This is a genomic window from Rhodococcus sp. 5G237, from assembly GCF_053764735.1.
Window position 1 is genome coordinate 59,858 of sequence record NZ_JBSNCD010000002.1, and the last position, 19,961, is coordinate 79,818.

The window sequence follows — 19,961 nt, forward strand, 5'->3', positions numbered from 1 at the left end:
ACTGCACATGAGCGATCGCAACGGGCCGGTCGTCGGAATCCTTCCGGCGGCCGGCCGCGGTGTTCGCCTGGGAGAACCACTGCCCAAGGCGTTCGTGGAACTGGACGGCCGCACGATGCTCGACCGCTCGGTCGAGGCGATGCTCTCCTCGGCGGTCATCGATCGAGTGGTGATCGTGGCGCCACCCGAACTGGCGGCCACGCCCACGGACCGGCTCGTCGGCGGGTCGTTCGCCGACCGGGTCACCGTGGTGGCGGGCGGAGCCGAGCGTGCCGACTCGGTGCGCGCCGGCCTCGCCGCGGCATCGGGAGCGCGTTTCGTGCTCGTCCACGACGCCGCGCGTGCGCTGACCCCGGCCGATCTGTTCGTCCGGGTCGTCGACGCGTTGCGGGCCGGCAGCGACGCGGTGATCCCCGTCCTGCCCGTCGTCGACACCATCAAGAGTGTCGACGCCGGCGGGACCGTCACGGGCACTCCCGACCGGTCGACCCTCCGCGCGGTGCAGACGCCGCAGGGATTCGACGTCGAATTGCTCGAGCGGGCCAACCGCGACGCCGCCGACGCGACCGACGACGCGGGACTCGTCGAGCGGCTGGGGGAGCGGATCACCACCGTCGTCGGAGACCCTCTCGCTTTCAAGATCACCACCCCGCTGGACCTGGTGTTGGCACGAACCGTGCTCGCGTCCGGCGTCCGCACCGAGAAGGAGATGTGAGCATCGTGCGTGTCGGCATCGGAACGGACGTGCATCCCGTGGAGGCCGGACGGCCGTGCTGGATGGCCGGTCTGCTGTTCGAGGACGCCGACGGGTGCGCGGGTCACTCCGACGGGGACGTCGCTGCGCACGCGCTGTGCGATGCGGTGCTCTCGGCCGCCGGTCTCGGCGACCTCGGATCGGTCTTCGGCACGGGCCGACCCGAGATGGCCGGCGCGTCCGGTGTCGCCATGCTCGGCGAGGTACGTCGACTGCTCGACGATGCCGGCTGGGTGGTGGGCAATGCCGCTGTCCAGGTGATCGGGAACCGCCCCAAGATCGGGCCGCGGCGCGAGGAGGCGCAGGCGGTGCTGTCCGAGGCGCTCGGCGGTCCGGTCTCCGTGTCGGCGACCACCACGGACGGACTCGGGCTCACCGGTCGGGGAGAAGGTGTGGCCGCGGTTGCGACCGCACTGGTCCTGGCCCAGCAGGACGAGCGGTAGGATCGACGGTCGTGACCTTGCGCTTATACGACACCGAATCGCGGGCCGTGCGGGATTTCGAACCGCTGGTCCCCGGCCAGGCCTCGGTGTACCTGTGTGGGGCCACCGTCCAAGGCGAACCCCATATCGGGCACGTACGCAGCGGCGTTGCGTTCGACGTGCTCCGTCGGTGGCTCGCTACCAAGGGTCTCGATGTCTTGTTTGTGAGAAATGTCACAGACATCGAAGACAAGATCCTCCGCAAGGCCGCAGAGGCAGGTCGGCCGTGGTGGGAGTGGGCCGCGACCTACGAGCGGGCCTTCAACCGCGCCTACGACGCGCTCGGTGTGCTTCCACCCTCGGTGGAACCTCGCGCGACCGGCCACATCACGCAGATGGTCGAACTCATCCAGCGCCTCATCGACGCCGGGCACGCCTACGCGGCCGACGGCGACGTCTACTTCGACGTACTGAGCTACCCCGAATACGGTGCTCTCTCCGGACACCGCATCGAGGACGTCCACCAGGGCGAGAGCGCCGGACTCGGCAAGCGCGACCCCCGCGACTTCACGCTGTGGAAGGCCGAGAAACCCGGTGAGCCGTCGTGGCCCACCCCGTGGGGACGCGGGCGCCCCGGCTGGCATCTCGAGTGCTCCGCGATGGCCGGTTTCTATCTCGGCGGCACCTTCGACATCCACTGCGGCGGCATGGACCTCGTCTTCCCGCACCACGAGAACGAGATGGCGCAGTCCCGCGCCGCCGGCGACGGCTTCGCCCGCTACTGGCTGCACAACGGCTGGGTGACGATGGGCGGCGAGAAGATGTCGAAGTCGCTCGGCAACGTACTGTCGATCCCCAACGTGCTCGCCCGCGTCCGGCCGCAGGAACTGCGCTACTACCTCGGCAGCGCCCACTACCGTTCGATGCTCGAATACTCCGACGACGCGCTCGCTGAAGCGGCCGCCGCGTACCGGGGACTCGAGTCGTTCGTGCTCAAGACCCGCGACCGCGCGGGTGAGGTGCCCGTGGGCGAGTGGACCGAGGCCTTCGCCGAGGCGCTCGACGACGACCTCGGCGTCCCCAAGGCGCTCGCCGAGATCCACCGTAAGCGCAGCGAGGGCAACAAGGCGCTCGACAACGGCGATCTCGACACGGCCGTGCAGATCGCCTCGCAGGTCCGGAGCATGCTCGACATCCTCGGTGTCGACCCGCTCGACGAGCACTGGTGCTCCACCGACGACTCCGGATCGGCCGCACTCGCGGCACTCGACGTGCTGGTCGGCGCGGATCTCGAACGCCGCACGACCGCCCGGGCCGAGAAGAACTGGGCGGTGGCCGACGAGGTGCGGGACCGCCTCGCAGCCGCGGGGGTCGAAGTGACCGATACGCCCAACGGACCCGAGTGGTCTCTGAAAGCAGGACAGTGATGGCAGGCAATTCCCAGCGTCGCGGCGCTATTCGTAAGGGCGGCACGAAGAAGGGTCAGGTCGTCGGGTCCGGCGGACAGCGGCGACGCGGGCTCGAAGCGCGTGGCGCCACCCCCAAGGCCGAGGACCGGCCCTACCACCCCGCCGCACGGCGCGCCCGGGCTGCGGCCAAGGCCGCCGACCCGCGCGGCGGCGGTCGTCGTCCCGCGGCCGGTCGCAAGGCCGAGGACGGGCCCGAGATGGTGCTCGGCCGCAACCCGGTCGTCGAGTGCCTGCGTGCCGGTGTGCCCGCGACCGCTCTGTACGTCGCCCTCGGCGCCGAGGCCGACGAGCGGCTCAAGGAAGCCGTGCAGCGCTCGGCCGAGATGGGCATCTCGATCCTCGAGGTCTCGCGTTCCGAGCTCGACCGGATGTCGTCGAACGGGATGCACCAGGGCATCGGTCTGCAGGTGCCGCCGTACCGCTACGCGCACCCCGACGACCTGCTCGCGCGCGCCGCGGAGAACCACGAGCGTCCGCTGCTCGTGGCTCTCGACAACATCTCCGATCCGCGTAATCTCGGTGCGGTGATCCGCTCGGTCGCGGCCTTCGGCGGGCACGGTGTGGTCATCCCGCAGCGCCGCTCCGCGTCGGTGACGGCCGTGGCGTGGCGCACGAGCGCCGGCGCCGCAGCGCGACTGCCCGTCGCGCGTGCCACCAACCTCACCCGCACGCTCAAGGACTGGCAGTCCCGCGGTGTCCGCGTCGTCGGTCTCGATGCCGGTGGCGACACCAGCCTCGACGATTTCGACGGTACCGATCCCGTCGTCGTGGTCGTGGGGTCGGAGGGCAAGGGGCTCTCGCGCCTGGTGCGGGAGACCTGCGACGCTGTTCTCTCCATTCCGATGGCCGGAGACGTCGAGTCGCTCAACGCCTCCGTCGCGGCGGGCGTGGTGCTCGCCGACATCGCGCGGCAGCGCCGCGTTTGACAAGACTGCACCGCAGTCGGGTCTGACAAGACTGCACCGCAGTCGGGTCTGACAAGACTGCACCGCAGTCGGGCCTGATCGAGTCGGTCCGATTCGCGGTCGCGAGGGCCTAGTCTGTCCTCGTGGTCGCATCCCTGCCGTTCCGTACGAAGGTGTTCGCCTTCCTCGAACGCTTCGCCAACAAGTCCATCGCCGACGCCTCCGTCGACGAGATCCCGGCACGTCGTGCTGCACGCGCGAAGCTGCTGTCGTCCCCGGTCGGCCGGTTGATCTCGGGGCGGACGCATCCCGGCGTGCGGATCGAGGACCGATGGGTCGATCTCGAGCACGAGGTGATCGACGATCTCGCCACCGAGGGCTCCCCGGTCCGGACCCGTCTGCGGATCTACCGGCCCTCGGCGCGGACGAACGGTCCGCTGCCGGTCGTGCTTCTGTTCCACGGCGGCGGGTGGGTGCTCGGCAATCCGGAGCAGAACGAGTGGTGGGCGAGCCACACCGCCGCGCGGACCCCGAGCGTCGTGGTGTCGGTGGACTACCGGCTCGCCCCCGAACACCCCTATCCGGCAGCGGTCCTGGACTGCTGGGCGGCGTTCCGGTGGGTCCTCGCACACGCTGCGGAACTCGGCGGTGATCCGTCGCGCGTCGTGGTCGCCGGCGACAGTGCCGGAGGTAACCTCGCTGCGGTCGTCGCCGATGTGGCCGGACGCTCGGGTGGTCCGTTGCCGGTCGGCCAGGTGCTGATCTATCCGGCGACGGAGATGGAGGAGGAGTTCCCGTCGGAGCGGCAGTTCGCGAACGCTCCCGTGCTCACCTCCCGCGGTATGCGGGCGTTCGTGCGTCTGTATCTGGCCGGCGCCGATCCGTATGCGCCGACCGCGGCTCCGCTGCGCGGCACGCTCGCCGGTGCCGCAGTACCGGCCCTCGTCCAGATCGCGGGGCACGACCCGTTGCGCGACAACGCCGTTCGATACGCCGAAGCATTGCGGGCCAAGGGCGGCGACGTCACGGAGATCGACTATCCCGACACCGTGCACGGCTATCTCAGCCTGCCCGGCATCTCGCCACCCGCGCCACGGGCACTCGACGAGGCGATCACCTTCGTACGGCGGGTGACGGCCGCCGATCCGACCGACGAGGACGACGCATCCGTGCGGTCGCGCGCCTGACGGTCACCCGGCTGCGGTCACCTCGCAACGATCAGCGCACCGGCACGAACCGCACCCGCTGTCCGGGACGCAGTTGCGCCGCGACCGGCAGATCGGCGGCGACCGCCACCGCGGCCACCGGATAGCCGCCCGTGACGGGATGGTCGACGAGGAACAGCACCGGATGCCCGTCCGGCGGTATCTGCAGCGAGCCGGGAACCATGCCCTCGCTGGGCATCTCCTCGTGTCGTGCCCGGTGCAGTCGGCCGGGACCGTGGAATCTGATGCCCACCCGGTCGAGTTCCGGTGTCACCGTCCATGTCTCGTGGAACAGCGCCCGCAGTGATCCGGGCGTGAACCAGTCGTCGCGCGGACCGGGTCGTACCCGGATCTCCACGGGGTCGTCGATCGGCGGCGGTGGTGGGAACTGCTCCTCGTCGGGCAGGTGACCCGACATCGCCCCGACGAGCAGACTGTCGCCGGCGCGAACGGGTGACGGTCCGGTGTGCGACAGGGTGTCGGTGGATCTGCTGCCGAGCACCTCCGGCACGTCGATGCCGCCGCGTACCGCGAGGTAGGTCCGCAGGCCTTCGTTCGGGATGCCGATCCGCAGCACGTCGTCGTTGCGGAGGGTGATGCGCGCCCAGTCGCCGACCGGCCGGTCGCACACGGTCACGTCGGCGCGGGCGCCGGTCACGGCCACGATCGTCTCGCCGACGCTGCGGACGGCGAGACCACCGCCGGTCACCTCGAGTGTCGCCGCGTCCGGTTGGTTCCCCACGAGCCGGTTCGCGGCGTCGTGTGCGCGCCGGTCGGCGGCACCGGACCGGGTGAGGCCCGAGGAGCCGTAACCGGGACGTCCGCGATCCTGGACCGTCGTGAGCATTCCGCCGGAGAGCACCTCGAACCACGCCACGATGTTCATTCTCACCCACCGGCTTCGATCGCACGGCCCGACTCCGGCCGAACGATCGCGTTAGGTTGAAGATCATCGAGGACGGAGGTGACGATCATGGACGAAGCAGACGTCCGGGCAGCGACGACGCGACTGATCGAGAAGGCCGTGGAGGCCGACGACCTTCCGGCCGCGCACGACGCCGTCGCGGATCTGAGCGTCGAACAGGTCGTCGACGTGCTCGAACGGCTCGGCCGGACGGACCGCGCGGTGCTCTACCGGCTGTTGCCCAAGGACCGGGCGATCGACGTCTTCGAACAGCTCGACCCGAGCATGCAGAGCGAACTGCTCCGCGGGCTGCGCGACGACCAGGTGGCCGCGATCTTCGCCGACCTCGAACCCGACGACCGGGTGGAGTTGCTCGACGAACTGCCCGCCACGGTCGCATCGACCCTCATGCGCGGCCTGCCGCCCGCCGACCGCGAGGCGACCGCCGCGATCCTCGGCTATCCGCAGCGGGCGATCGGCCGGCGGATGAGCCCGGCCTTCGTGTCGTTGCGGCAGGACATGACCGTGGAGCAGGCGATGGACGTCGTGCGTCGTCGGCTCGACGACGCGGAGACGGTGTACACGCTGCCGGTGGTGGACGACGGTCGTGTGCTCGTCGGGGTTGTCGGTCTGCGCGAGCTGATGAGTGCGGCGCCGGGAACAGCGCTCGCCGACATCATGAGCGAGCCCTACTGGGCGCGCGTGACCGACGACGCCGAGGAGTCCGCGCGCCGCTGCGCCGAACTCAAACTGCTGGCGTTGATCGTCGTCGACAGCGAGACCAGGTTGGTGGGCATCCTGACCGTCGACGACGCCCTGCGGATCCTCGAGGCCGCCGACAGCGAGGACCAGGCGCGCATCGGCGGTACCGAGCCGCTGCGCCGTCCCTATCTCGCGACACCCGTCGGGCAGTTGGTGCGCTCGCGGGTGGTGTGGTTGCTGGTCCTGGCCCTCGGCGCGACCCTCACGGTTCAGGTCCTCGAAGTGTTCGAGTCGACCCTCGATCAGGTGGTCACCCTGGCCCTGTTCGTGCCGCTGATCATCGGCACCGGGGGCAACACCGGAAACCAGGCCGCCACCACGGTCACCCGTGCATTGGCGCTCGACGACGTGACGCCACGCGACATCGGCGGGGTGATCGCCCGCGAGCTCCGGGTGGGGCTGTCCCTCGGTGTCCTGCTGGGCTCGGTCGCGTTCGTCCTGACGTCCCTGGTCTACGACTCGTCGGTGGGTGCGGTGATCGGGCTGACGCTGGTGAGCATCTGCACTCTCGCTGCCACGGTCGGTGGTGCGATGCCGTTGGTGGCCAAATCGATTCGCGCCGACCCCGCAGTCTTCTCCAATCCGTTCATCACGACCTTCGTGGACGCGACCGGCCTGGTGATCTACTTCCTCGTCGCGAAGGCCGTGCTCGGTATCTGACCACCACGAAGGACCGGATCAGATCGCGACGAAGCGCACCGTACACCCCGGCCGCAGCAGCGCCGCAGGGGTCCGATCCGGTTGCCACAGCGGGGCACTGGAGGTTCCGATGAGCTGCCATCCTCCGGGCGACTTCCGCGGGTAGACGCCCGAGAACTCACCCGCCAGTCCCACGGCGCCGGACGGGACGGAGGTGCGCGGCGAACTACGGCGCGGCACATGCAATCGCGAATCCCCGCCGGTGAGATACGCGAAGCCGGGCGCGAACCCGCCGAAGGCGACCGTCCAGAGGCTGCCGGTGTGGGCGGCGATCACGCCGTCCGCACCGAGGCCCGTCAACTCGCCGACCTCCTCGAGATCGGCCCCGTCGTACCGGACTTCGAGCGTCACCTCCTCGACGTCGACCTCGTCCCGGGACACCGGTGGGGTGGTGGTAACCCATTTGTGCACGACCTGCACGCCGGTCTCCGACGGATCGAAGCACACCAGGAGTGTCCGCGCCGCCGGCACGAGATCGACGACGCCACGCGGCCGCTCGCGGTCGAGTGCCCGGAATTGGGCGAGAACCTCGTCGAGGGAATCGAATTCGGCGAGCAGTGCGCTGTCTCCGGCACGAAGGATTCTCATCGGTGGACCTCGCGGTGTCGGGCGTTCACACGAACGCCCGGATGTCGATCTTCTCGGCGTCGAGGCGACGACGCACGGCGACGGCCATCGCCGTGGCGTCGGGGGAGTCGCCGTGGATGCACACCGACTGCGCGTTCACGCGTACGTCGCTGCCGTCGACCGCGGGGACCACCCCCTCGGTGACCATGCGCAGGACCCGCTCGGCGACCTCGTCCGGATCGTGCAGTACCGCACCGGCTTCGCGCCGGGAGACGAGCGTGCCCTCGGGGGTGTAGGCGCGGTCGGCGAACGCCTCGGTGACCACCCTCAGCCCGGCCCGTTCGGCCTCCTCGAGGAAGACGGAGTCGGGTAGTCCGAGGACGGGCAGCGAGGCGTCGTAGGCGCGCACCGCATCCACGACCGCGCGGGCCTGTTCGCGGTGATGGGCGATCGCGTTGTACAGCGCGCCGTGGGGTTTGACGTAGCTCACCGACGAACCGGCCGCCCGGGCGAGACCGTCGAGCGCGCCGATCTGGTAGATGATCTCGGCGGTGAGATCCGCCGACGGCACCTCGATGAACCGGCGGCCGAAACCGCCGATGTCGTTGTAGCCGACCTGGGCGCCGATCCGTACCGCGCGCTTCGCTGCGCCGTGGCAGGTGCTCAGCAGTGTCGCCGGGTCGCCGGCGTGGAATCCGCACGCCACGTTGGCGCTGGTGACGATGTCGAGCATGGTCTCGTCGTCGCCGAGGCGCCACCGGCCGTAGCTCTCACCGAGGTCGCTGTTGAGGTCGATGCGGGTCACGACCCGAGTCTAGGCCCGCTCAGAAGACCGTTCCCACGTCACGGACGACGATGTCGTCGAGGGCGCGTTCGACGACCGCGGCGATCGTCATCGTCGGGTTGCACGCGGCGGTGTTGCCCGGCATGAGGGCGCCGTCGAGCACGTACAGCCCGCGCTGGCCGACGACCCGGCCCTCGAGATCGCACACCGTGCCCATGCTCGCGCCGCCGAGCGGATGCCAGGTCGACGGGACGATCGAGTTGGTATCGGTCAGGATGCTGCGTTCGCCGGCGATGCGGCGCACGGTGGGGTCGATGTGGCCCGTCTGCAGCACCGAGTCCCCTTCGTGCGGCCAGCGCAGGACGGCGTCGTCGCGAGCGGCGTCGTAGACGAAGTGCCCGCGACCCTTACTGACGCCGTAGCCCACCAGTACGGTGCTGCGCATGTCGATCCCGTAGAAGCCGGGAATGGAGGCCTGGATGACGGTGTACGCGGAGTTCGGGTCGTCCCAGTTCTTGCTCCCGTAGACGACGGGACCGCCCTGAACCGCGCCGAACTCCTCCTCGAGGTTCGTCCAGAGGTAGATGCGGTCGGCGTTCGAACCCCAGCCCTGTCCGACGCCGTCGGGCAGGTCGGAGATCAGATCCTTCGCGGCGGCCTTCATCAGCAGCCGGGTGGTGTTCATGGTGCCCGCGGACAGCACCAGCGCGTCGGCGGTGAGGATCTTGTTCTCGACGACGGCACCGGAGGTGTCGATGTGATTCACGTGCACCGTCCACCGGCCGTCCTCGGCACGTTCGATGTCGGTGACCTCGTGCTGCGTCGCGACGGTGACCAGACCGGTGGCCTCGGCCTCCGCGATGTAGGTGACGTCGACGGAGTGCTTGCCGCCGTTGTTGACACCCATCGCGCCCGAACCGTCGGTGTAGGCCGGGGCCATCTCGCCGCGGAGTTCGGCGAGCGCGTAGTCCCAGTCGATCGGCATCGGGATCTTGTCGATCGGGAAACCGGCCTTCCGCGCACGGTCGGCGAAGATGCGCGAGGTCGCGTAGTTGGGGCTGGCGACGAGTTCGTCCGGTGCCACGGCCAGGCGCAGCATCTGCGCGACGCGCGGGTAGTGGACGCGGTCCATGCGTGCCCAGTCGAGTTCGTTCGGGAAGTGGGCGTTGAACACCGCTTCGTCGGGTTGCAGCGTCATGCCCTGGTAGACGAGCGACCCGCCGCCGACACCGGCGGCGCACAGGGCCGTCATGTTCTCTCCCACGCACGCCTCGACCAGACCGGTGTAGGGCTCGAAGGCGAGGTGGCGACCGAACACCTCGGGGTTCGACCGGTGCCACAGGAACCGCTTGTCGGGGTTGTCGACGCGGGGGAAGGTGTTCGCGTTCGGCCCGGTGGGCCATCGGATGCCGCGCTCGAGCATGTGCACGCGCACGCCGGCCTGGGCCAGCCGCAGGGCGGTCACCCCACCGCCGAAACCGGTACCGATGACGACCACCCGGTGTTCCTCGTGGGTGAGCGGCACGTTGTTCACGCGGGCGGGGATGCCGGGCACCGCGCGGGCACCGGCGGTGCCGGTGAGGGCGAGTCCGGCGGCCGCGGCCGCTCCGGTCAGGAAGGAACGACGCGTGACGTGCTGCACTCTCTACCCCCGATGTCTGTGACGTCCCGTTACCGGAACAACCTCGGGAAACTAGGCGGACATCGAGGAGCGCGTCAAGATCACATCCCGGTGGCGGTGGGGTCAGGCAGTTGCGGCGACCCGCCCGGAACCACGCCGGTTGCGGGCGGTGCCGATCACGCGGCAGATCATGTAGATGACGAACGCGATCGTCGTGATGAACGCCGAGACCGGCACGCCCGGCGCCAGTGCGAGCAGGATGCCGCCGACCGCCGAGATCTCCGCGAAGACCACAGACAGCACCGTGGCGGCGAGCGGACCGCTGACCACCCGGGCCGCCGCGGCGGCCGGGGTGATGAGCAGTGCCATCACCAGCAGCGCGCCGACGATCTGCACACCGAGTGCGGCGGTGACACCGACGAGCACCGCGAACACGATCGACAATGCGCGCACCGGGACGCCGCGTGCAGCCGCGACCTCCGGGTCGGTGCTGGCGAACAGTAGTGGACGGTAGATCACCAGCAGCGTGAGGATCACAACGGCAGCGCACGCGGCGAGCAGGGCGATGCCGGTACCGCCGGGCGCCACGATCTGACCGGTGAGCAGCGAGAAGGCGGCACCGGTGCGTCCGTCGTAGGCCCACAGCAGCAGGACGGCGAGACCGAGACCGAAGGCCATCACCACGCCGATGACGGAGTCGCGCTCTCGGGCACGTGTCCCCAGGACCCCGAAGAGGATCGCGGCGATCACGGCGCCCGCGACCGCACCGATCCCGACGGAGACCCCGATGATGAGCGCCGCCGCGGCACCGGTGAGCGACAGTTCGGAGGTGCCGTGGACGGAGAACGCCATCTGACGGCTGATGATCAGCGGGCCGATCACGCCGGCGAGCAGACCGAGGATCGCACCGGCGACGAGCGCCTGCTGCACGAAGTCGTACTGCAGGAGTTCGACGGTGGTCTCCACGTCGAACATCCGCCCGAGGGCGTCGGTGAACTTGCTGCTCATTCGTGATCCTCGTGATCGTGGTGGACGCCTTCCCCGGGGCGCAGTCCGCCGGCGCTGCCGAGCGCGTCGATGGCGTCGCCGGTGCCGACGACCACCAGGCGGCCGCGCATCTCGAGTACCTCGACGTCGGTGCGGTAGAGCTCGGAGAGCACCTGCGAGGTCATCACCTCGGCGGGGGTGCCGATGCGGAACTGGCCGTCGACGAGGTACAGCACGCGATCCACCAGCGGCAGGATCGGATTGATCTCGTGGGTGACGAACAGGACGGAGGTGTCGTGGTCGCGGCGGCGCCGGTCGATGAGCGCCGACACCAGGTGCTGGTTGGCGAGATCGAGACTGAGCAGCGGCTCGTCGCACAGGAGTACGCGCGGATCTCCCACGAGTGCCTGCGCGATGCGCAGCCGCTGCTGCTCACCACCGGAGAGCGTGCCGATCGGGGCTCCGGCATAGGTCTCTGCGCCGACCTGGGTGATCGCGTCGTCGACCGCGACGCGGCGCTGCCGGCGCGTGCGCAGGCCGGTGCCCCAGCGATGTCCGTCCATGCCGAGGCCCACGAGATCGCGTCCCCGCAGCGGGACGCCCTCGTCGAGGGACTTCTGCTGCGGCACGTATCCGACGTGCGAGTTCCCGGTCCGGACGGGCTGCCCGGCGATCGTCGCGGTTCCGGAGGTGAGCGGGAGTTGACCGAGCAGCACCTTGAGCAGCGACGTCTTTCCGGCACCGTTCGGTCCGAGCACCGCCAGGAACTCGCCGGGTTCGACGACGAGGTCGAGTGCGTCCCAGAGGACCCGATCGCCGAATGCCAGCCGGGCATCGCGGAGTTCGACGGTGGGCGTGCGGTCGGATGGAGGAGGTGTCACCGGGGTCCGTGTTCTCGATCGGATGGTCAGGAGGCGGTCTCGAGCGCGGCGGCGAGGGTCTCGGCGGTCCGGGCCTGCCACTGAATGTAGTCGACACCTTCGGGCAGGGTTTCGAAAACCTCGACCACGGGGACGCCCGACGACTCTGCTGCCGTGCGCATCTCGCGGCTGATCCGGTCCTCGGTCTGCGGGTTGTAGAGCAGGACGCGAACCTGCTTGTCGACCAACAACTGCCGTGTGGCTGCGATCGCCGCCGGGGACGGATCGGTGCCGTTCTCGATGGCGTCGGTGAAGTCCGGGGGAGTGACGTCGTCGAGCGTCGCGGCCGAGACGAGGTAGTGGCCGATGGTCTCGGTCTGGGCGACGGGTGCGTCGCCGTGCGTGTCGGCGAGCTTGTCGACGACATCCGCGACGTAGTGCAGGTTCTCGTGGAAGGCCGCGGCGTTGGCCTCGTAGACGGCGGCACCGTCGGGGTCGAGTTCGGCGAGCTGTTCGGCGACGGCGTGCGCGACGGCGTCGGCGGTCGCGAGGTCGTACCAGACGTGCTCGTTGATGCCGCCGTGGTCGTGACCCTCGTGCGAGCGCCCGTCGCCGGCGACATCGGCGTCGGACACCTCACCGCTCTCGTGCGAGTGGTCCTCGGAAACGGTTGTCTCCGAGCCGCTCTCGATGGCGTCGTCGGTGCCGTCCTCGTCGCCGTGATCGTGTCCGGCGTGCAGGTCCGAGTACGCGCCGGATTCGAACAGGGCGAAAGCCTCCACGACCGCAGGCTTGTCCCCGGTGGCGCCGAGGATGTCGTCGACGAAGTGGTCGTAGCCACCGCCGTTGTAGACGACGAGCGAGGCGTCGGAGATCGCCGCGGCGTCGAGGGGGCTGGCCTCGTAGGAGTGCGGGTCGGCGCTCGGTTCGGTGATGAGCGAGCGGACCTCGATGCGATCTCCGGCCACGGCCTGCGCGATCGACCCCCACACGTTCGTGGAGGCGACGACGCTGATCTCGTCGTCGTCGGCGCCGGAGGTATCGGTGCCGCACGCGGCGAGGGCGGTCGCGCAGGCTACGGCGGCGGCTGCGAGGGCCGTGCGGGAGGACAGTCGCACAGTTCTTCTCCTGAGGATCGGCGGTCTTCGACGAACGGGGTCCGGAACGACCGAGCGACCGACCCAAACGTTATTGGTAACCGTTACCGTTCCACTTTAGCGGACGACGCGGAGCCCTCCTACCATCCCTGGGTGGTCGTGACCACGGACACAGGACTACGGTCCTCTCATGTCCAGGTCTCGTCAGCCGCGCCGACAGGCGACCCTGGCGTCGATTGCCGCCGAGTTGAAGATCTCCCGCACCACGGTCTCGAACGCGTACAACCGCCCCGACCAGTTGTCCGCCGAGCTACGCGAACGTGTCCTCGAAGTCGCCAAACGACGCGGATATGCAGGCCCGGATCCGATGGCGCGGTCGCTGCGCACCCGCAAGGCAGGAGCCGTGGGGGTCCTGCTCACCGAAGCGTTGAGCTATTCCTTCCGGGATCCCGCCGCCATGAGTTTCCTGTCGGGACTGTCCGAGGCCTGCGAAGCGGCCGGACAGGGACTGCTGCTCATCCCCGCCGGACCGGGCCGGACCGACGACGAGGCCGCACAGGTCGTGCACCGCTCGTCCGTCGACGGGTTCGTCGTCTACTCGGTCCCCGCCGAGGACCCCTACCTCGCGGCCGTGCTCGAACGGCACCTCCCGGTCGTCGCGTGCGACCAGCCGCGCGGTCTCGAGAACACCCCGGTGGTGGGCATCGACGACCGGCGGGCGATGCGCGATCTCGCCGCCCACCTCATCGAACTCGGCCACCGACAGATCGGCATGTTGTCGATGCGCCTCGGCCGCGAACGGCACGACGGGGTCGTCGACCTGTCGACCCTCGAATCCGGCGCCTTCCACGTGCAGCGCGAACGCATCCGCGGCGTCCAGGACGCCATGAGCGCCGCAGGGCTGGCCCCCGGATCGCTCACCGTCGTCGAGCGCTACACCCACACCGCGGAGGACGGCCTGTCCGCCGCGGCGCAGATCATGCGCGTCAACCCGCGGATCACCGCGCTCGTGTGCACCACCGACGTGCTCGCGCTCGGCGCTCTCGCCTGGGCCAATCAGATGGGCCTCGACGTGCCCGGGCACCTGTCGATCACCGGTTTCGACGGCATCGACGAAGCGATCCGCGAAGGTCTCACGACCGTGCGGCAACCGCAGAAGGACAAGGGGCGGCGCGCCGGCGAACTGCTCCTCGCCGCCCCCTCGCACTCCGGTGTGCCCGCGCTCGAGACCCTGGGGACCCAGCTGTGGTTCGGTGCCAGCTCGGGTCGGGTCGAGAGCGAGTGGTACGCCGAGTGACCGAGCGGTCCCGGCTGGGACCGTAGCTCAGCGGTCCCGGTCGCCCATGGCCTTCGCGCCCGACAGCAGCTGCGCACAGCGCAGCAGACCGATGTGGCTGTACGCCTGCGGGTGGTTGCCCAGCGCACGCTCCGCGACGGGGTCGTACTCCTCGCTGAGCAGGCCGGTCGGTCCGGCCGCCGCGACCAGCTGCGCGAACAGTGCTTCGGCGTCGTTGCGCTGCCCGACCAGCAGGTAGGCCGCGACCAGCCACGCCGCGCACAGGTGGAAGCCACCTTCGGCGCCCGGCAGGCCGTCGTCGCTGTGATAGCGGTAGACGGTCGCGCCGCTGCGCAGCTCCCGTTCGGTGGCCTGCACGGTCGCCCGGAACCGCTCGTCCTGCGGGTCGACGAGTCCGGTGAGGCCGATGAACAGGGTGGCCGCGTCGAGATCGGTGCCGTCGTAGGCCGAGGTGAACGACTGGACCTCGTCGTTCCAGCCCTTCTCGGTGACCTCCTCGGCGATCTCGTCGCGCAGCGCCGCCCAGCCCTCGCCGGCGGTCCGGCCGAACTTCTCGGCGAGCGTCAGCGCCCGGTCGACGGTCAGCCACCCCATGACCTTCGAGTACACGTGGTGACGGGGCGCGTGGCGGATTTCCCAGATGCCGTGGTCCGGCTCGAACCAGCGCCGTTCGACCGCGGTGACCATCGAGCAGACGAGTTCCCAGTCGCGGTCGGTGAGGGCCCGGTCGTGGGGCACGCCGAGTGTCTCGCGGCTGTGCGCGAGATCGGAGATCAGGTCGACGATCGGGCCGAAGACGTCGAGCTGCACCTGCTGGTTCGCCGCGTTGCCGACCCGCACGGGCCGCGAACCGGCGTATCCGGGAAGCGAGTCGATCACGGCCTCGGGCGGGAGCGGTCCGCCGGCGAGCGTGTACAGCGGGTGCAGGCGTTCGGGGCCGGGCACCGTCTCGAGGACGCGGTGGACCCAGTCGAGATAGTTCTCGGCCTCCTCGAGCGATCCGACCCGCACGAGCGCCTGCGCCGTGAGCGCGGCGTCGCGCAGCCAGCAGTAGCGGTAGTCCCAGTTGCGGACACCGCCGATCTCCTCGGGGAGCGAGGTGGTCGCTGCGGCGAGGATCGATCCCGTCGGTCCGTGGACCAGTCCGCGTAGGGTGAGCGCCGAACGCTTCATGAGATCGGGCTTGAGCGGCGGCAGCTCGAGGCGGGACGCCCACGTGTGCCAGTAGGCCTCGGACTGCGCCCGGCGCTCGACCTCCGGCGCAGGGTGCTCGTCGAGATCATCGGTGCCACAACGGAGTTCGAGGATGATGTCGTTCTCGGTGGGATCGACCACGGCGTGGGCCGTCTGGTGCACCCCGTCGGTCGTGATGTCCCACCGCACACCGGGGGAGCGAAGGACGTAGGGCTCGTTGAAGCCCATCACGCGGATGCCGTCGTCCTCGACCTCGAGGGTGACCTGGCCCTGCCCGAACTCCGGTCGCGGCGCGAAGGTCACCACCGCGCTCGCGCGCCCGGTGATCACGCGGGTCAGGTCGGTGCGACCGGCGTCGACATCGTGCGGGAGGTAGTCGATCACCGCGAGCGACGCCCACCGGGTCACCACCGTCATCGTCGAGTCGACGTAGCGCTGGCTGAGAGGCAGTGCCTGGCGGGTCGGACCGATGGTGAAATGACCCGCGGCGTCGCCGCCGAGGAGATGGGCGAACACCGCCGCGGAATCGGGTTCGGGGTGGCACAGCCAGGTGATCGTGCCGTCGGGGGTCACGAGCGCCTTCGAGCGGGGGCTCGCGAGCATCGTCAGACGTTCGATCGGCGCGACATGGGCACCGGACAGCCACGTGCGACGTTCCTCGAGCAGGAACGCGAGCGCGGCGATGACCTCTTCGCTGGTGCGGACGCGGTACTCGGCGGCGGTGTCGTCGTCGCCGATCTTCACGCCGACGTCCGGGCCCTGCAGTGAGCGGAAGGCCTTCTCGTCGGTCACGTCGTCGCCGAAGAAGACCGCTGCGGTGGCAGCTTCCTGGTGCCGGATGACGTCGAGTGCCTTGCCCTTGTCGGTGGGCACCACGGACAACTCGATCACGGCCTTGCCCTCGGTGACCTGCACGCCCGGCCGGAGTGCGAGGTCGTTCCGTACGAGGTCGAGGGCCTGCTCGGCATCGGCGGGAGCGGCGTTGCGCACGTGCAGCGCGGCGCTCGCGGGCTTGGCCTCCACCCGCACGCCGTCGAACCGGGATGCCACCGAGTGCAGTCCCTCGACGATCGTGACGAGGAGGTCCCTGGCGTCGGGATCGATCTCGTGGACGAATCCGATGTCGAACTCGGAGCCGTGGCTGCCGACGAGTTTGACCTCGACCGGCAAACGCGACAGAGCGGCGAGATCCTTGAGAGCGCGTCCCGAGATGACGGCAGCGGCCGTCGACGGCAGAGCGGCGAGGCCCCGCAGTGCCCGCACCGCATCGTCGTGCGGGTAGGCCTTCTCGGGGTCGCTCACGATAGGGGAGATGGTGCCGTCGTAGTCGGTCGCCACGAGCAGACGAGGCGTCCGCGCGACAGCCACCAGAGCACGTCGAAGGTCAATCGGAAGATCGTGGGCACTCACCTGATCCACGTTAGGTCAGAGTGGGGCATGAATCCGACCCGGTGTGCATTCCGACCACGTGTTTCCGGTTACAGGACGCGGCGGATCGGACGTCAGGCTTGCGGCGCGAGCGCCGTCATGCTTCCGACGCGACCGTCTTCGGTGCTCGTGAGCCGTCGCCGAGCAGCAGATCCACGGTCAGTTCGAGCCGGCGGGCGACATCGGTGGCCGACGAACGGCGCGTGAGCCAGGCGACGAGATTCGACAGCCACACGTCGCTGATGACGCGCGCGATGGCGAGCTCTTCCTCGGTGGGTTCGCCGTCGTTCATGGCCCGCGCGAACAACCGGTCCATGAGGGTGCCCACCTGGTCGACCTCGGCGGCGGCGGAGGCGTCGGCAAACATGAACGCCCGCGTCATGGCCTCGGTGAGCAGGGGATCGCGCTGCATGGCCTTGGTGATCAGACTCAGGATGAGGTGCATGCGCTCGAGGGGGCTGTGGCCGGGTGGGATCCGGCCCTTGCCCTCGATGCGGGCGAATTCACGGCCGAGGGCGGAGACCAGCAGGTGGACCTTGGACGGGAAGTACCGGTAGAGGGTGCCGACCGCGACGTCCGCGCGTTCTGCCACCGCCCGCATCTGCACGGCCTCGTAACCACCCTTGGACGCGAGCGCCAGGGTGGCGTCGAGAATCCGCTTGCGCCGTTCCTTCTGGGCATTGGAACTGAGATCGTCCTCGGTGAGGGCGGTCAGAGTTCCGTGTCCGTTGGCACGGGAGCGGGACGGGGTGGCCATAGATTCGTTTCCTCACGCCTTGACTCTGAATCGGTGTCATATTAGAACACGTTCTAGCAATGATGTCATTCGGAAGGGCGGAAACCGCTGTGAGTATCGCCACGACCGAGGAGCAGCGGGCCGTCCAGGCGTCTGTCCAGGCCTGGTCACGTGCCGTAGATCCCATGTCGACGATACGTCGCGCAGGCGACGCGACGTGGCGCGACGGCTGGTCCTCCCTCGCAGAACTCGGAATCTTCGGCGTCGCCGTCCCGGAGGAGGCGGGCGGTCTCGGCGCGACCACCGTGGACCTGGCCGTCATGCTCGAGCAGGCCGCCTGCGAACTCGCGCCGGGCCCGGTCCTGACGACCGCCGTGGCGGCCCTCGTGTTCGGCCGTGCCGGTGAGACCGTCGCCAAGACGACGGAGCGGCTCGCCGAGGGCGAGGTCCCCACCGCGCTCGCTCTCGACTCGGCCGTGACCGCGGAGTCGGCGGGTGACGGATTCCTGCTGCGCGGTGAGGCCGGACCGGCCGTGGGTGCCGAAGCCGGGATCGCCGTGCTCGTGCGTGTCGACGGCGAGGGTGATCCGGCCGTCGAGAGCTGGGCGCTCGTCGAGGCCGACGATCCGGGTCTGCACATCGAACCGCTCGAGACCATCGACGCCTCCCGCGCGGTGGCCCGCGTCCGCATCGACGGCGCGACGGTCTCGACCGATCGGGTCGCGACCGTCCCGGCCGGTTTCGTGCGCGACCTCACCGCCGGCCTCGCCGCCGCGGAGCTGGCCGGTCTCGCCGGTTGGGCGCTGAGTACCGCCGTCGAGTACGCGAAGATCCGCGAGCAGTTCGGGAAACCGATCGGTTCGTTCCAGGCCGTCAAGCACATCTGCGCCGAAATGCTCTGCCGCACCGAGAAGATCCGGGCGGTGGCCTGGGATGCGGCGGTCACCGTCGACGCGCAGCCCGACGAACTGCCGATCGCGGCGGCCGCCGCCGCGGCGGTCGCACTCGACGCAGCGGTGCAGACCGCCAAGGATGCGATCCAGGTGCTCGGTGGCATCGGGTTCACGTGGGAACACGACGCGCACTTCTATCTTCGCCGTGCGGTCGCCACCCGCCAGGTGCTCGGCGGTTCCACCGCGTGGCGGTCGCGGCTGACGACCCTGGTCCGCGACGGCGCGCGCCGTCACCTCGGTATCGACCTGTCCGATCGCGAGGAGGAGCGCGCACGGATCAGTGCGGAGGTCGAGAAGATCACCGCTGCACCCGAATCCGAGCGCCGTGTCGCTCTCGCCGAGTCGGGTCTGCTCGCGCCGCACTGGCCGCCGCCCTACGGTCGCGGAGCCGGTGCCGCCGAACAGCTCGTCGTCCAGGAGGAGCTCGCCGCCGTCGGTATCGAACGTCCCGACCTCGTGATCGGCTGGTGGGCGGTTCCGACCGTCCTCGAACACGGAACACCCGAGCAGATCGAACGTTTCGTCATGCCCACCCTGCGCGGCGACGTGGTCTGGTGTCAGCTGTTCTCCGAACCCGGTGCCGGCTCGGACCTGGCGGCACTGCGCACGAGTGCCGAGAAGGTCGACGGCGGATGGGTGTTGCGCGGGCAGAAGGTGTGGACCTCGCTCGCGCAGCAGGCGGACTGGGCGATCTGCCTGGCCCGCACCGACCGCGACGTCCCCAAGCACAAGGGCATCACGTACTTCCTCGTCGACATGAAGTCGGCGGGCATCACGATCTCGCCGCTGCGCGAGATCACCGGCGACGCGCTGTTCAACGAGGTCTTCCTCGATTCGGTCTTCGTGCCGGACGACTGCGTGGTCGGCAATCTCGGCGACGGCTGGAAGCTGGCCCGCACGACCCTCGCCAACGAACGCGTCGCGATGGGCGGCAAGTCGTCGCTGGGGCCGCGCATCGAGGAACTGCTCGAACTGTCGACCCCCGGTGATCCTGTCGCCGAGGACCGCATCGCGACGCAGATCGGGGAGGCGACGGTCGGTTCGCTCCTGGATCTGCGGGCAACCCTCGCGCAGCTCGAAGGTCAGGATCCGGGCGCCGCGTCCAGCGTTCGCAAGCTCATCGGTGTGCGGCAGCGGCAGGACACCGCCGAGCTCGCTATGGATCTCGCGGGCGAGGCCGGCTGGGTGGAAGGTCCGCTCACCCGGGAGTTCCTCAACACCCGCTGTCTGACGATCGCCGGCGGAACCGAGCAGATCCTGCTCACCGTGGCGGCCGAGCGGCTCCTGGGCTTGCCGCGCGACTGAGCGGTCCTTCCG

The 19,961-nt window shown here is 69.7% G+C and carries 17 protein-coding genes; 8 read left to right on the plus strand and 9 right to left on the minus strand.

Annotation, left to right across the window (positions count from 1 at the left end; translation table 11 throughout):
- The first annotated feature begins 7 nt into the window (after nt 1-7).
- From ispD to ACWPOC_RS03645, 5 genes are all read left to right on the plus strand, one after another.
- Nucleotides 8-715 (plus strand): 2-C-methyl-D-erythritol 4-phosphate cytidylyltransferase, encoded by a 708-nt coding sequence (gene ispD / locus ACWPOC_RS03625; protein WP_120281281.1) that lies wholly within the window; start codon nt 8-10, stop codon nt 713-715.
- Between the two features lie 5 nt (nt 716-720).
- Nucleotides 721-1,197, plus strand: coding sequence for a 2-C-methyl-D-erythritol 2,4-cyclodiphosphate synthase (gene ispF, locus ACWPOC_RS03630; protein WP_024102859.1), 477 nt, complete (start codon nt 721-723; stop codon nt 1,195-1,197).
- 11 nt (nt 1,198-1,208) lie between these two features.
- The gene (cysS, locus tag ACWPOC_RS03635) at nt 1,209-2,603 is read left to right on the plus strand and encodes a cysteine--tRNA ligase (protein ID WP_120281282.1); all 1,395 of its coding nucleotides are present in this window, start codon (nt 1,209-1,211) and stop codon (nt 2,601-2,603) included.
- Nucleotides 2,603-3,571: a 23S rRNA (guanosine(2251)-2'-O)-methyltransferase RlmB gene (gene rlmB / locus ACWPOC_RS03640; RefSeq protein WP_120281283.1), complete on the plus strand. Its 969-nt coding sequence runs from the start codon at nt 2,603-2,605 to the stop codon at nt 3,569-3,571. The genes cysS and rlmB overlap by 1 nt, the downstream gene beginning before the upstream one ends.
- A 122-nt stretch (nt 3,572-3,693) precedes the next feature.
- Nucleotides 3,694-4,737 (plus strand): alpha/beta hydrolase, encoded by a 1,044-nt coding sequence (locus ACWPOC_RS03645; RefSeq protein WP_120281284.1) that lies wholly within the window; start codon nt 3,694-3,696, stop codon nt 4,735-4,737.
- A 31-nt stretch (nt 4,738-4,768) separates the two neighbouring features.
- On the opposite strand, the gene ACWPOC_RS03650 is transcribed toward ACWPOC_RS03645, so the two are convergent.
- A complete protein-coding gene (locus ACWPOC_RS03650) occupies nt 4,769-5,641 on the minus strand; it encodes a 5-oxoprolinase subunit C family protein (RefSeq protein ID WP_120281285.1) in 873 nt (290 codons plus the stop codon).
- Between the two features lie 87 nt (nt 5,642-5,728).
- Between ACWPOC_RS03650 and mgtE the strand changes: the two genes are divergently transcribed.
- A complete protein-coding gene (gene mgtE, locus ACWPOC_RS03655) occupies nt 5,729-7,081 on the plus strand; it encodes a magnesium transporter (protein ID WP_230788508.1) in 1,353 nt (450 codons plus the stop codon).
- An 18-nt stretch (nt 7,082-7,099) separates the two neighbouring features.
- Here the strand turns inward: mgtE and ACWPOC_RS03660 are convergent, their stop codons facing one another.
- The 6 genes from ACWPOC_RS03660 to ACWPOC_RS03685 all read right to left on the minus strand — a co-directional run bounded on the left by ACWPOC_RS03660 (nt 7,100) and on the right by ACWPOC_RS03685 (nt 13,057).
- The gene (locus tag ACWPOC_RS03660) at nt 7,100-7,708 is read right to left on the minus strand and encodes a 5-oxoprolinase subunit B family protein (RefSeq protein ID WP_120281286.1); all 609 of its coding nucleotides are present in this window, start codon (nt 7,706-7,708) and stop codon (nt 7,100-7,102) included.
- A 25-nt stretch (nt 7,709-7,733) separates the two neighbouring features.
- Nucleotides 7,734-8,492 carry a 5-oxoprolinase subunit PxpA gene (locus ACWPOC_RS03665; RefSeq protein ID WP_120281287.1) on the minus strand — a complete coding sequence of 253 codons (759 nt, stop codon included), beginning with the start codon at nt 8,490-8,492 and terminating at the stop codon, nt 7,734-7,736.
- A 19-nt stretch (nt 8,493-8,511) separates the two neighbouring features.
- Nucleotides 8,512-10,113 (minus strand): GMC oxidoreductase, encoded by a 1,602-nt coding sequence (locus tag ACWPOC_RS03670; protein WP_455408023.1) that lies wholly within the window; start codon nt 10,111-10,113, stop codon nt 8,512-8,514.
- A gap of 102 nt (nt 10,114-10,215) precedes the next feature.
- Nucleotides 10,216-11,100 carry a metal ABC transporter permease gene (locus ACWPOC_RS03675; protein ID WP_006550474.1) on the minus strand — a complete coding sequence of 295 codons (885 nt, stop codon included), beginning with the start codon at nt 11,098-11,100 and terminating at the stop codon, nt 10,216-10,218.
- A complete protein-coding gene (locus tag ACWPOC_RS03680) occupies nt 11,097-11,960 on the minus strand; it encodes an ATP-binding cassette domain-containing protein (protein ID WP_120281290.1) in 864 nt (287 codons plus the stop codon). Before ACWPOC_RS03680 ends, ACWPOC_RS03675 begins: the two co-directional genes overlap by 4 nt.
- A gap of 26 nt (nt 11,961-11,986) precedes the next feature.
- Nucleotides 11,987-13,057 (minus strand): metal ABC transporter solute-binding protein, Zn/Mn family, encoded by a 1,071-nt coding sequence (locus tag ACWPOC_RS03685; protein WP_455408024.1) that lies wholly within the window; start codon nt 13,055-13,057, stop codon nt 11,987-11,989.
- Nucleotides 13,058-13,226: 169 nt separating this feature from the next.
- Between ACWPOC_RS03685 and ACWPOC_RS03690 the strand changes: the two genes are divergently transcribed.
- Nucleotides 13,227-14,333, plus strand: coding sequence for a LacI family DNA-binding transcriptional regulator (locus ACWPOC_RS03690; protein ID WP_120281292.1), 1,107 nt, complete (start codon nt 13,227-13,229; stop codon nt 14,331-14,333).
- A 27-nt stretch (nt 14,334-14,360) separates the two neighbouring features.
- On the opposite strand, the gene otsB is transcribed toward ACWPOC_RS03690, so the two are convergent.
- The gene (gene otsB / locus ACWPOC_RS03695; protein WP_455408025.1) at nt 14,361-16,937 is read right to left on the minus strand and encodes a trehalose-phosphatase; all 2,577 of its coding nucleotides are present in this window, start codon (nt 16,935-16,937) and stop codon (nt 14,361-14,363) included.
- 115 nt (nt 16,938-17,052) lie between these two features.
- A complete protein-coding gene (kstR, locus tag ACWPOC_RS03700) occupies nt 17,053-17,712 on the minus strand; it encodes a cholesterol catabolism transcriptional regulator KstR (protein ID WP_145692932.1) in 660 nt (219 codons plus the stop codon).
- Between the two features lie 89 nt (nt 17,713-17,801).
- Between kstR and ACWPOC_RS03705 the strand changes: the two genes are divergently transcribed.
- On the plus strand, nt 17,802-19,949 hold the full coding sequence (locus ACWPOC_RS03705) for an acyl-CoA dehydrogenase (protein WP_455408026.1): 2,148 nt from the start codon (nt 17,802-17,804) through the stop codon (nt 19,947-19,949).
- The last annotated feature ends 12 nt before the right edge of the window (nt 19,950-19,961 follow it).

Bases quoted from the DNA above. Each gene is read 5' to 3' on its own strand.
- rlmB (WP_120281283.1), top strand. From the start codon at position 2,603: ATGGCAGGCAATTCCCAGCGTCGCGGCGCTATTCGTAAGGGCGGCACG.
- ispD (WP_120281281.1), top strand. From the start codon at position 8: ATGAGCGATCGCAACGGGCCGGTCGTCGGAATCCTTCCGGCGGCCGGC.
- ACWPOC_RS03660 (WP_120281286.1), bottom strand. From the start codon at position 7,708: ATGAGAATCCTTCGTGCCGGAGACAGCGCACTGCTCGCCGAATTCGAT.
- ACWPOC_RS03690 (WP_120281292.1), top strand. From the start codon at position 13,227: ATGTCCAGGTCTCGTCAGCCGCGCCGACAGGCGACCCTGGCGTCGATT.
- ACWPOC_RS03675 (WP_006550474.1), bottom strand. From the start codon at position 11,100: ATGAGCAGCAAGTTCACCGACGCCCTCGGGCGGATGTTCGACGTGGAG.
- ACWPOC_RS03650 (WP_120281285.1), bottom strand. From the start codon at position 5,641: ATGAACATCGTGGCGTGGTTCGAGGTGCTCTCCGGCGGAATGCTCACG.
- kstR (WP_145692932.1), bottom strand. From the start codon at position 17,712: ATGGCCACCCCGTCCCGCTCCCGTGCCAACGGACACGGAACTCTGACC.
- mgtE (WP_230788508.1), top strand. From the start codon at position 5,729: ATGGACGAAGCAGACGTCCGGGCAGCGACGACGCGACTGATCGAGAAG.